The sequence below is a fragment of the Staphylococcus simulans genome (assembly GCF_025561465.1).
GTDB classification, from domain to species: domain Bacteria; phylum Bacillota; class Bacilli; order Staphylococcales; family Staphylococcaceae; genus Staphylococcus; species Staphylococcus simulans.
This window is the reverse complement of the sequence record NZ_CP095100.1, coordinates 317,321-331,515: the sequence shown is the minus strand read 5'-3', so window position 1 is coordinate 331,515 and position 14,195 is coordinate 317,321. Positions and strand designations below refer to the sequence as shown.

The following is a 14,195-nucleotide window of genomic DNA, read 5'->3' as shown; positions in this document are numbered from 1 at the left end:
TTGTAAAGATTGCCATTTAGTACTGTCATTTTTTATATCTTCAGTTGTTAATTGGTGTTCTAAACTAACTGGTAATTCATAACTTTTGTTGTAAAATGCTTGTTGTTTAAAATATTCTGGTTTAGCAACACCGTTTGTACCGGGTACAATTGTTAACTCATTTAATTTATCTTGAGTTAAACCAGTAAAATAGTTTGTCGGAGTTAATGACGCTTTAACACCATCAGGAAATACTGCTTTGATTTCTAGCTTTGTAGGCAATGTTTCAGGCTGTGTTACTTTTCTGTCAGGTAGATATTGGAGTAACGTAATTGCGCCATCACCTTTTGAGTTTGGGTTATCTTTTGTTGAAAAAGGTTGAATCGGTACTAACAATAAACCTTCTGGATGGAATGCTGGTCCACTGGCATTTTGTCCTGTCATAGAGTAAGTAATCTCACTTTGGTTTAAATAAGAAACCGTTACTCTATTTGGGAATCCGTATTTCTCTCCATAAGGATGCTGACCTGATGAAATAATCACTTTTCCATCTTTTAATTCAAGATTTGAAGAAGCAACATGTCTTTCTTTACTGCTAACATATAGTTTTTCTATTTGATCACGATTAAAAGTAACAGATTTTCTTGTATCTAAATTTGTGCGATAGTCATCTAAATCATAAATGTTAAATAAGCCGTTAACACGCTCTGCATCACCTTTAATTTTATTTAGCTCATCTAATACATGTGTGATTGTATCGTTAGTTGAAACGGAGTTATAAAGTTTGTCGATGACTGTTTGATCAGTGTTCTTTAAAAAGTTTAAAGTCGCTGTTGATCCTCCACCAGCTAATGAAACCATTGATAGTAAATCTGTGCCGGACGTTAAGAAGTATCTTGTTTGATTCACATCACTCGATTTAGCTGTGTTAACAACGATGTGTGCTAATGCATCTACTGAGTGTCCGTCTGCAACACCTAAGCTGCTGAAATAAACATAAGCTTCAGAGTTATCTTTATTTAAAGTAATATAATCGCCAAAGTAGGCGTGAATATTACCGTGGCCATTTGCTGTAGTCAGATGTTTTTGAACTGTTTTGTCTTTCTTAACGATAAACGCATATGACTTACTTCTGCCATCTACAAATTTAGGTGAGAAGTTGATTTCTGAAGGCGCTGTTTCAACGCCGGGATTCGCTACTTTCTTCACTAAATCGCTACCAGTATAATCAATGATTTTTCCATTGTACGTTTCATTATTAACGGGTGCTTCAACTTGTTCAACTGGTGGTTCTGTGTCTAATGAACGCTTTGCGCGTGTATGAATCGTTGGATTTGATTCTGATGTTGGGTCAATCGTTGGTGTTGATTCTGGAGTTGTGTCTTTTGCTGTTGGATTTGTTTCTTCTGGTTGTGGTGCTTGTTCTATAGTTGTCGGTGCTTCTGATGTTGTTTGGTTTAATTCTGGATTATGAGGTGCAGTATTTTCAGAGGCAGGAGCTTCTGTTGTTACAGGTGGTGTAACGACTGCTGTTGTTTTTGTCTCTTGGGTTGGTTGAGACGTTGTGTCTGAGTTAGGATTTGGTGATTCAGACTGAGTTTGAGTGGTGTCTGTACTAGATGTTTGTTCTTCTGCTGCTTGGGCGTCATGACTGAGGCCAAACATGAGTGTTGCTCCTACAAGGATAGAAGCGGTTCCTACCGTGAATTTACGGATAGAGTACTTGTTTTGCTTATTAGGCAAAAAATCAAGTCTACGATTGGGTTGTTTCATTGTTGTTCCTCCGATGTGTCTGTGTCTATATGCTGAGTGTTCTTTTCTAAAAATCATTTGCTTACATCCTCTTTTTAAGAGAACAAAATTTATATTAACTGATTTTTTTCGAAAATAAATAGACATCAAAGGAATAGTAAAAAAAGTGCATGTCAAAAGTAAAAAAAGTGCAAGCGATGAATATCCCTTAAATTTTTAGTTGTTTACTGTTTCTAAATAGGACAAAGCTTCTCTATAAATCAATTCAGATATCATATTTTCTGCCCGTTTATAATATTGAGCTTGGTTGATAAATTCTTTGGGACTCATGTGAAATTGGTTTTTAAAGTTTTTTAAATATGTACGATAACTCGCAAAATTATATTCTTTCCATAACTCATTTTCATTACCGCGGATGAGTAATTCTTCTGCTAATTTATATAGCTTGAGTCGTCTTACATATTCATTAAAACCTATCTGCATCTCCTCTTTGAACTTTCTCGAAAGAAAACTACTGTTTACATAAAGTACTTGCGCGACATCGCTTAACTTTAATGGTGCTTTAAAATTATGATTAACGTGTGAAACAGCTTTTAACACATTCTCATTTGTAGTGAAATTAAAAACATAGCTTTCACTTTCGCTGTAGTATATATGCAAATAATTAATGAGTTTAATGATATTGATATCAGCCATAAATAAATCTTCTTCATACATAAAACGAATATAGTTCATAAACGCTTTTTTCATACTAAGCTGTGTTTGGTCTGTTTTAGTGATGTTACGCGCATTTCTTAAATAATATTTATTGAAGTGTACTTTATTGATAGAGAGGCAAACAATACTGCCATCGATACTTTGGATCTGTGAGTATTTCATTTCTGGGGTTGTGACAAATATATCGCCAGTTCCATATTCTAATTCGATCTCATCAATAGTTACTTTAGCCAAACCACTTATCACAAAGTACACAGTAATATATTGGTTGTCGTGCATTAAGTCAAAATTACATACGGACGAAGTAAAAATATTGTAGGTATAGTCCATCATTGATTCTCCTATCAAGTATAAAATTAAGAAAAAGGTGTCTAAAAAATGAATTAAAAAGTGATAGTTAGAAGTGAATTAAAAGTGTCAAAACAAACTAGAAAATGTTTGTGTTAGGAATTAAAAAGGGGCTCTTATGAGAGTTAACTTTGTTTATCATAGCTTATTAATCGTAAAACTTGAATACTTTTTTCTAAATTCAATTGTACTAAATTACAAAATCGGGGATTTCCCTATATGCATAAAAAAGACCGTACCCAATAAAGTGTACGGTCTAAAAACTACTTATGATTTAGTTTTATTTATTGTCATCGTGATTACGACGTCTTCTGAATAACAAGATTGAACCTAGGGCTGCGAATAATCCGCCAAATAATACGCCGCTATTAACAGTGTCTTTACCTGTATCTGGTAAAGCTTTAGCAGTTGATTTTGCTTTTGATTTGTCAGCTGTTTTATTTGAAGATTCATCTTTCACTGTTGATACTCCAACTTTAGAAGATTTATTGTTTCCATCAGTTGTGTTCGTATCAATTGTGTTTGTTCCACCAGATTCTGGTGTATTAATTTTTTCTTTATTCGGAGCAGGTACAACTTCTTTGTCGCCTACTACGATTGCAGTTGATGATTTAGAAATATTACCTGCTTCATCAGTAGCAACTACAGTTACTTTATCTCCATCTTTCAACATTACATCAGAAGGAACATCCACTGACCATGTGCCATCTTGTCCAACTTTGACTGTAACTACTGTGCCATTAGGGAACGTTACAGTAACTGTTGTACCTGGTTCAGCAGTACCTGTGACTACTTTATCTCCAGCATGAATTACATTAACAACTGGTGCTTCTGGTGCAACTGTATCTTTAACTGGTGTTACTGTTTCTTTTGAAACATTGCCTGCTTCATCAGTAATTACTGCTTTCACATTGTCTCCATCTTTCAATGTTACAGCTTCAGGAACATCTACTTTCCAATTACCATCTTTATCTACTTTAGTTGTTACAGTAGATCCGTCTGGGAATGTCACTGTTACAGTTGAACCTGGTTCTTTTCCAGTTCCTGTGACAGTTCTGTCTCCTGCTTCAATCGGGTTCACAACTGGTGCTTCTGGTGCAATTGAATCATGTACTGTGACATCAACAGTAACATTTTCTGTTGAACCATCTGGATATGTCACTTTAACTATAACTGTAACAACATCTCCTTCAGCAGCATCTTCTGGTACTGTAACTGTAATTTTACCAGTATCAGGATTTACTGTAACTGTCCAATCTTTATCTATTCCTGATTCACTCGGAATTTCAAAGCGTGTGCCAGTTGGAACATCGTCTTTGACTTGAGGAATTTCAATAGATTCTTCAGGGTTCACTTGGACATCGTTATATCCAGGATTGTATATATCAGCATCTGGTTGCGGATAAACAGTGATTGTGACATTTATATGGTCAGTTGTGCCATCTGGATAAGTGACTGTTACTGGGACATCATACACACCTGGAATTGAACCACTTGGGATTAATGTTGGATTATCCACTGTAACTTTATATGGTTTTTCAGTATCAGGGTAACCTGGAACAGTTACTTTACCTACAATTTCATCAATCGTTGTATGACTGCCATACGGTTTTTCAATTGGTTGAGTTGTCGGTTCATACGTATCTGAATCTTTTGGACCAACGACTACTTTCACAATAATATGGTCAGTCGAACCATCTGGGTAAGTCACTGTAACTGGAACATCGTATACACCTGATGTGTTTCCATTAGGTAAAACAGATGGGTTATCTACCGTAACTTTATAAGGATTATCCACTTTTGAATAACCAGGTACGATTACTTTAGAAGTAACATCTTCAATTGTAGTTGGTGTACCATATGGTTTTTCAACTTTTCCAGCAACTGGTTCAAAGACATCTGAAGCTTTCGGACCTACTGTCACTTTCACAGATACGTGATCTTTTGTGCCGTCTGGATAAGTGACTGTTACTGGTACATCATACACACCTGAAATTGAACCACTTGGGATTAATGTTGGATTATCCACTGTAACTTTATATGGATTTTCAGTATCAGGGTAACCTGGAACAGTTACTTGGTTTGTGATTTCGTTTACAGTTGTTGGGTGATTATATGGTTTTTCAATATCTTTAGATACTGGTTCATATTTATCATTTTCTGGTTGTGGATTAACCGTAACTTTAACTGTTACGTGGTCAGTCGAACCATCTGGGTATGTCACTGTAACTGGAACATCATATACACCTGGTGTGTTTCCATTAGGTAATACAGATGGATTGTCTACAGTAACTTTATAAGGATTATCCACTTTAGAATAGCCTGGTACAGTTACTTTAGAAACAACATCTTCAATTGTAGTTGGTGTACCATATGGTTTTTCAACTTTTCCAGCTACTGGTTCAAAGACATCTGAATCTTTCGGACCTACTGTTACTTTCACAGATACATGATCTTTTGTACCGTCTGGATAAGTGACTGTTACTGGTACTTCATATTCACCTGGAACTTTGCCATCAGGGATTAGCGTTGGGTTATCTACAGTAACTTTTGGTTGATCACCTGTTGTTGGGTAATCAGGAACAGTTACTTGATTTACGATTTCGTTTACAGTTGTTGGTTGATTATATGGTTTTTCAATATCTTTAGATACTGGTTCATATTTATCATTTTCTGGTTGTGGTGTTACAACAACTTTAACTGTTACATGATCTTTTGTGCCATCTGGATATGTCACCGTTACTGGTACTTCATATTCACCTGGAACTTTGCCGTCAGGGATTAATGCTGGGTTATCTACAGTAACTTTTGGTTGATTACCTGTTGTTGGGTAATCAGGGACAGTTACTTGGTTTACGATTTCGTTTACAGTTGTTGGTTGATTATATGGTTTTTCAATATCTTTAGACACTGGTTCATATTTAGCGTTTTCTGGTTGTGGTGTTACAACAATTTTAACTGTTACATGATCTTTTGTGCCGTCTGGATATGTCACCGTTACTGGTACTTCAAAGACTCCTGATGCGTTTCCACTAGGTACTGTTGTTGGGTCATCAATTGTAACAACAACTTTGCCACCATCTTTAGGGAAGTCTGGAACACTTACTTTTTCTTTAACTTCTTCTGGAGTAGTTGGTGTGCCATATGGTTTTGTGATTTCTCCCGCAGTCGGTTCATATTTTTCGTTTTGTGGTTGCGGATTCACTGTAACTTTAACCGTTACGTAATCTTTTGTGCCGTCTGGATAAGTGACTGTCACTGGGACATCGAATGTGCCCGGTGTTTGACCATTAGGTACTTTTGTTGAATCGTCAACTGTTACTATCGGTGTTCCTTTGTCAGCTGGGAAGTTTGGTACTGTGACTTTGTCTTTGACTTCTTGTTCAGTTGTACCTTGACCAAATGGTTTTGTGATTGGTTGAGTCGTTGGTTCATAAGTATCGGAGTCTTTTGGACCGACCGTAACTTTTACATTCACTGTATCCGTTGTTTTATCCGGATAAGTCACTGTGACTGGAACTTCGAACTCGCCGCTTGTTTTACCGTCAGGTACTTTCGTTGTATCTACAGTAATAACTGGTTGATCTCCTTCTTTAGGGAAATCTGGAACGCTTACTTTGCCTTTGACTTCATCTTCAGTAGTCGCGCTGCCATATGGTTTTGTGATTTCTCCTGCAGTCGGTTCATATTTATCATTTTGCGGTTGTGGAGTCACTGTAACTTTGACTGTTACATGATCTCTTGTACCGTCTGGATATGTCACCGTTACTGGCACATCGAATTCACCTGGTGTTTGACCGTTCGGAATTTTAGTTGGGTCATCCACTGTTACTACTGGTGTTCCTTTATCTGCTGGGAAGTTCGGTACTGTCACTTTGCCTTTCACTTCACCTTCAGTTGTACCTTGACCAAATGGTTTTTCAATCGGTTGGACAGTTGGTTCATAAGTGTCTGAATCTTTTGGACCGACTGTTACTTTCACATTCACTGTATCCGTTGTTTTATCTGGATAAGTCACTGTGACTGGAACTTCGAACTCGCCGCTTGTTTTACCGTCAGGTACTTTTGTTGTATCCACTGTGATTACAGGTTGGTCGCCCTCTTTAGGGAAATCCGGAACACTTACTTTACCTTTGACTTCATCTTCAGTAGTTGCTGTGCCATATGGTTTTGTGATTTCTCCTGCAGTCGGTTCATATTTATCATTTTGCGGTTGTGGAGTCACTGTGACTTTCACTACCACATGATCTTTCGTACCGTCTGGATAAGTGACTGTGACTGGCACTTCAAACTCACCGCTTGTTTTACCGTCAGGAATTTTTGTTTCATCTACTGTCACTGTGAATGGTTGGACGTTTTCTGGATATCCTGGAACAGTAACTTTTCCTTTTACTTCATCAGGTGTTGTTGTTTCACCATAATGTTTAGTTACCTCTCCTGCTTTAGGATCGTATTTCACATTATCTGGTTGATCGCCTACAGTAACTTTAACTACTACATGGTCTTTTGTACCATCTGGATAAGTGACTGTAACCGGCACATCAAATACCCCATGAGTATTTCCATCAGGTAAATTAGTTGGATCTTCCACTGTCACTACTGGTGTACCTTTATCTACTGGGAAGTTAGGTACTGTCACTTTATCTTTCACTTCTTGTTCTGTTGTGCCTTGACCGTATGGTTTTGTGATATTTTCAAATTTCGGTTCATAAGTATCAGCGTCTTTCGGACCTACTGTTACTTTAACTTTCACAACATCTGTTGTTTTATCCGGATAAGTGATTGTTACTGGAACTTCGAATTCTCCACTTATGTTACCGTCAGGGACTTTAGTTGTGTCAACCGTAATAACTGGTTGGTCTCCTTCTTTAGGGAAATCTGGAATGCTTACTTTGCCTTTGACTTCATCCGCTGTAGTTGGAGTTCCGTATGGTTTTGTGATTTCTCCTGCAGTCGGTTCATATTTATCATTTTGCGGCTGTGGAGTCACTGTAACTTTGACTGTTACGTGATCTTTTGTGCCATCTGGATATGTGACTGTCACTGGAACTTCGAATTCACCCGGTGTTTGACCGTTTGGAACCTTAGTTGGATCATCCACTGTTACTACTGGTGTACCTTTATCCGCTGGGAAGTTTGGTACTGTCACTTTATCTTTCACTTCTTGTTCTGTTGTGCCTTGACCGTATGGTTTAGTGATTGATTGTGTTACCGGTTCATAAGTGTCTGAATCTTTTTGTCCTACTGTTACTTTCACATTAACTGTGTCTGTTGTTTTATCCGGATATGTGACTGTCGCTGGAACTTCGAATTCACCTGGTGTTTGACCGTCAGGTATTTTAGTTGTGTCAACCGTAATAACTGGTTGGTCTCCTTCTTTAGGGAAATCTGGAACGCTTACTTTACCTTTTACTTCGTCTTCAGTAGTTGGAGTTCCGTACGGTTTTACGATTTCTCCCGCAGTCGGTTCATATATATCTTTTTGAGGTTGATCGCCTACAGTGACTTTAACTGTTACTTTATCTGTTGTTTTATCCGGATAAGTAACAGTAACTGGGACATCGAATACTCCGTGAGTATTTCCATCAGGCAATTTCGTTGGATCATCTACTGTTACTACTGGTGTACCTTTATCCACCGGGAAGTTTGGTACTGTAACTTTATCTTTCACTTCTTGTTCTGTTGTGCCCTGACCGTATGGTTTTGTGATTGGTTGAACTGTTGGTTCATAAGTGTCTGAATCTTTTGGTCCAACAGTAACTTTTACATTCACTGTATCTGTTGTTTTATCTGGATAAGTCACTGTGACTGGGACTTCGAACTCACCGCTTGTTTGACCATTAGGAATTTTCGTTGTGTCAACCGTTATTACTGGTTGGTTTCCTTCTTTAGGGAAGTCTGGAATGCTTACTTTGCCTTTTACTTCGTCTTCAGTAGTTGGAGTTCCGTATGGTTTTGTGATTTCTCCTGTTGTCGGTTCATATATATCTTTTTGCGGTTGTTCCCCTACGGTCACTTTAACTGTTACTTTGTCTGTTGTTTTATCTGGATAAGTGACTGTCACTGGGACATCGAATACTCCGTGAGTATTTCCATCAGGCAATTTCGTTGGATCATCCACTGTTACTACTGGTGTACCTTTATCCGCTGGGAAGTTTGGTACTGTGACTTTGTCTTTCACTTCTTGTTCTGTTGTGCCTTGACCAAATGGTTTTGTGATTGGTTGTGTTGTTGGTTCATACGTATCTGAATCTTTCGGTCCAGTTGTAACTTTTACATTGACAATATCTGTTGTTTTATCTGGATATGTCACTGTGACTGGAACTTCTACTTCTCCTGGCGTTTGACCATCTGGAATTTTTGTTTCATCTATTGTCACTGTATATGGTTGACCATTTTCTGGGTAACCTGGAACGGTCACTTTTGATTTCACTTCATCTGGTGTTGCTTTTTCACCAAAGTGTTTAACGATTTCTCCGGCTTTAGGATCATATTTCACGTTATCCGGTTGTTCGCCGACTGTAACTTTAACTGTGACTTTATCAGTTGTTTTATCTGGGTAAGTGACTGTTACAGGAACATCAAATACGCCAGGTGTTTGACCATTTGGTACTTTTGTTTCGTCATCGATAGTAATAACTGGTTGAGTACCTTCTTTAGGGAAGTTTGGAATTGTAACATTTCCTTTAACTTCATCCGCTGTAGTCGGTGTACCAAAAGGTTTTACTATTGGTTGTGTTATAGGTTCATACGTAACTGAATCTTTTGGTCCAACTGTTACTTTAACTTTCACAACGTCTGTTGTTTTGTCTGGATATGTGACTGTAACTGGAACTTCAAATTCACCACTTGTTTGACCATCAGGCACTTTACTTGTGTCCACAGTAATAACTGGTTGATCGCCTTCTTTAGGGAAGTCCGGAACACTTACTTTTCCTTTTATATCTTCTTCAGTTGTAGGTGTACCGTATGGTTTTTTAATCTCTCCTGTAGTCGGTTCATACGTGTCTGAATCTTTTGGTCCTGTTGTCACTTTCACGTTAACAATATCTGTTGTTTTATCCGGATAAGTTACTGTGGCTGGAACTTCTACTTCTCCCGGTGTTTGACCATTTGGAATTTGTGCCGGATTATCGACTTTGATTGTCGGTGTACCTTTGTCTTTAGGGAAGTCTGGTACTGTGACTTTATCTTTCACTTCTTGTTCTGTTGTACCTTGACCATATGGTTTTGTGATTGAACCTGTTGTTGGTTGGTACGTATCTGAGTCTTTCGGTCCGACTGTCACTTTCACATTCACTGTATCTGTTGTTTTATCTGGATATGTTACTGTGACTGGGACTTGGAACTCACCGCTTGTTTGACCGTTTGGCAACTTGCTTGTATCAACTGTGATTGTTGGTGTGCCTTTTTCTTTAGGGAAATTCGGCACTGCGACTTTATCTTTTACTTCTTGTTCTGTTGTACCTTGACCATATGGTTTTGTGATTGAACCTGTTGTTGGTTGGTACGTATCTGAGTCTTTCGGTCCGACTGTCACTTTCACATTCACTGTATCTGTTGTTTTGTCAGGATAAGTCACTGTAACTGGGACTTGGAACTCACCGCTTGTTTGACCGTTTGGTAAGTTGTTTGTATCAACAGTGATTGTTGGTGTGCCTTTGTCTTTAGGGAAATTCGGCACTGCGACTTTATCTTTTACTTCTTGTTCAGTTGTTGCTTGACCGTATGGTTTTGTGATTGAACCTGTTGTTGGTTGGTACGTATCTGAGTCTTTCGGTCCGACTGTCACTTTCACATTCACTGTATCTGTTGTTTTATCTGGATATGTTACTGTGACTGGGACTTGGAATACGCCACTTGTTTGACCGTTTGGTAAATTGTTTGTATCAACAGTAATGACTGGTTGTGCACCTGTTTTAGGGAAGTTTGGAACACTTACTTTTCCTGTTACATCATTTGATGTTGTTGGTGTACCATACGGTTTTGTAATTTCTCCTGCTGTTGGTTGATATTTATCATTATCAGGTTGAACTCCTACTGTCACTTTGACATTCACTGTGTCCGTTGTTTTGTCAGGATAAGTCACTGTGACAGGGACTTGGAACTCACCGCTTGTTTGACCATTTGGCAACTTGCTTGTGTCAACTGTGATTGTTGGTGTGCCTTTGTCTTTAGGGAAATTCGGTACTGTGACTTTATCTTTTACTTCTTGTTCTGTTGTTGCTTGACCGTATGGTTTTGTAATTTCTCCTGTAGTTGGTTGGTACGTATCTGAATCTTTTGGTCCTGTAATAACAGGTACATTTACTACTTCACTTGTACCATCTGGATATTGTACAGTCACTGGTACATTTACTGTTCCTGGTGTTTGACCATCTGGAATTGTTGAAGTATCTACTGTATAAGTCGGTTGATTACCATTTCCTGGGAAATTAGGTACAGAAACTTTTGATTTCACTTCATTTTCATCTGTTTTTTGACCAAATGGTTTATGGATTGCTTCAGTTGTCGGTTGATATTTATCGTTATCAGGTTGTACTTTTGTAGTAACCGGAACTTCAATAACTTCTGAAGAATTATCAGGATAATGTACAGTCACCGGTACATTCACTGTTCCTGGTGTTTGGCCATCTGGAATTGTTGTTTCATCCACTGTATAAGTTGGTTGATTACCTCCAGTTGGGAAGTCTGGTACAGATACTTTTCCTGTGATTTCACCAGGTGTTGCTTTATGACCGAAGTCTTTTTCAACTGAGCCTGCAGTTGGCGTATATTTGTCTTTATCAGACTGTGCTTTTGTGACTACTGGTACATTAACGTGCGCAACAGAACCATCTGGATACGTAACAGTAACAGGTACTAGAACTTTACCAGGCGTATTTCCATCAGGTAATTTATCAGGATGATCTATTGTTATTGTAGGTTTTTTAAGATGAGTCGGATATTTAGGGAATGTGACATGACTCATAACATCTTCTTCAGTTGCTGGTTGTCCGAATTCTTTAGTAACTGTTTGCGCTTTTGGTGGATATTTATTAGCTTCTGTTATATGAACAATTACAGATGAACCAGCGATATCGTTACCACCAGAAACAAGTACTGCAGTATAAATATCACCTTCCTGAGCCTCTTTAGGAATCGTAAATCCACTTACTTGTTCTCCTCGTTTTGGCGTTGTAAAGTCCGGAGCTCTATGCACTGTTTGTCCGCTAGGATCTCTCCATTCGATGTGTGTAGGCATTGGTGGTACATCACCATTAGGCAATTTAACATTAACACGACTGCCTGGTGCTGCTGGGTTGTCTGTCGCATTATACGGTACAGTATGAAGATCAATGGTATCCGATGGACTCAATACTACCGCAAAGTTCACATTCGCCCATTGTTGAACCCCTGAATAAGGTGCTGAAATTGGTACGAAAGAGATATTTTGGTTCGCTTTTCTAAATTCTGGTGAGGTAAATCCTGAATACGTTTGGACGAGTTTACCTTTAGTATTTAGCACAAAACCATAAATATGATCTACATCCAAAGTACCATTAGGAAATTTAGCTGCGTAAACCCCATTTCCATCAACCACTGAAACAACAGTAGCTGAAATATATTCTGGATGCGCAGTTAATAATCTTTTCGCAGCTGCAGCACGTTCATGTACAGGTACACGTTGTACTTCATTTCTATAAGCTGCTGCACCTTGTGAAGTTAATGAACTTAATACAACTTTATAACCCGCTGCGACTCTATCTCCTAAATTTGGGTTATAGTTAGGACCAGTTGCTGAGTTGGCTCTATCTCCACCTGAGCTTTCTATCCAAACTTTACCACGAACGACATTATAACCATCAACAGCTAATAGTTCTGGATAACTATGGTTACCTTCGCTTGTAATCCATTGATTTTTAGGTTTCGTCATATAATTACCGACTGGCACTTCAGCCATAAAAATACCTGTACGGCCAATGTTTTTACCTACTACTGGAGTTTGCCCCATATTGTTATCAGTAAATGTGTCTACAAATACACCTGGATAGAATCCACCGGCTTGTCGTAACATTGTCGCTTTGTTGCCATTAGGTAATGTAAAATCTGGAATAGCAAAACGATATTTTTGTCCTTTAAAAGCTTTATATACATGGTGTTTACCTGTCGCATCTGTCCAACCTTGTCTTAAGTCAAAGGCAAAGGCACCTGGACCATCTTGTGCACTGTCATCACGATTTTTATTATGTGTATATGCACGATAAATTGGTGAAATTGATCCATCTTTGTCCATCCATTGTAAATAAACCGGTGTATTGACAGGTACAGGTGCTAAACCATTTGTACCTACAGATGGGATACCTTGGTCCGCCATCCAAGCACGACCGGAAATTAAGTTAGTTTTACTTAATTCATCTGAACCTGAACGGACATAACCGTTTTTAATCGCATCTGCATCAATAATTATCGGTTCAATCGGAAGTGTTACCGCATATTTTACAAAGTCTGGATTATCTGCCACTTGTTCTGCTTCTGTAGTCAAATCTTCACGTACAGCAGGTTTATACCAAGTTTCATATTCATGGGATAATTGATAAAGTAAAGCTTGTTGAATTTCTTCGGGTGTGGCTTGACTGTCTAAATTCAATTCTTGAATTAAAGTCTGCGCTTCTTCTATAGAGACGCCTGAAGATTGTGCATAAAATTCAGCAGCTGTATTCAAATCTTGAACTTGTTGAATGCCTAAAATAGATTGAGGTACTTCTACTTTAGGTGTTTCAGCTACTTTTTGAACTGTTGTGTTTGTCTCAAACGGAGCTGTTTCTGTTGAAACTTCTTGTGATTTTGGAGCTGCAGTCGCTTCTTTTTCGACTGTTGGATCTACAACTTCTTGATGATCAGAAGTTGCTTTTTCTGTTGAATCATTACTAGCTTTTGTTGGTAGTGATTCAACTTCTGTTTTCGGTACTTCTTTAGTTTCATCTGGTGTTGTTATTTCAGATGATGTAGTTACTGCAGTTTCATTAACAACTGCATCTGCATGATTCACTTCAACATTAGTGTCTTTGTCTGGTGTTGTTGCGTTAACTGTAGATGTGGTTGATGTTTCAGCTGCTTTCGCATCTTGTGTATTCACCCCGAATAATAAGATAGCTCCTACTAGAATAGAAGCAGTACCTACAGTGAATTTACGAATAGAATATTTGTTTTTTCTATCCGGTTGGAAAGATGCTTTGTTCTTAGATGTGTGTTCGTCTTTCAACCTAGACACTCCTTAATTTTAATTTAGGCATGCAAAATAATAACAAGAATAATCCCTTTCACCCCTTCTTGCTCTCTTTGAAAATTACAGATTCGTATTCTTCTTATCATCATACATAGCACCAAATAAATTATAACACTTATCTAATTGTACG

General features: G+C 38.1%; 2 protein-coding genes and 1 pseudogene. All 3 read right to left on the bottom strand.

The window, feature by feature from the left end:
* Positions 1 to 1,652: 1,652 nt before the first annotated feature.
* Positions 1,653 to 1,752, bottom strand: a pseudogene (locus MUA87_RS12835) (YSIRK-type signal peptide-containing protein); the annotation flags it as partial.
* A gap of 195 nt (positions 1,753 to 1,947) precedes the next feature.
* A complete protein-coding gene (locus MUA87_RS01305; RefSeq protein WP_023015618.1) occupies positions 1,948 to 2,778 on the bottom strand; it encodes an AraC family transcriptional regulator in 831 nt (276 codons plus the stop codon).
* A gap of 298 nt (positions 2,779 to 3,076) precedes the next feature.
* A complete protein-coding gene (locus MUA87_RS01300; RefSeq protein WP_262551153.1) occupies positions 3,077 to 14,041 on the bottom strand; it encodes a Rib/alpha-like domain-containing protein in 10,965 nt (3,654 codons plus the stop codon).
* Between the last annotated feature and the right edge of the window lie 154 nt (positions 14,042 to 14,195).

What these genes read in the sequence shown, in the direction of transcription:
- MUA87_RS01305 (WP_023015618.1), bottom strand. Translation starts at nt 2,778, where the DNA reads ATGGACTATACCTACAATATTTTTACTTCGTCCGTATGTAATTTTGAC.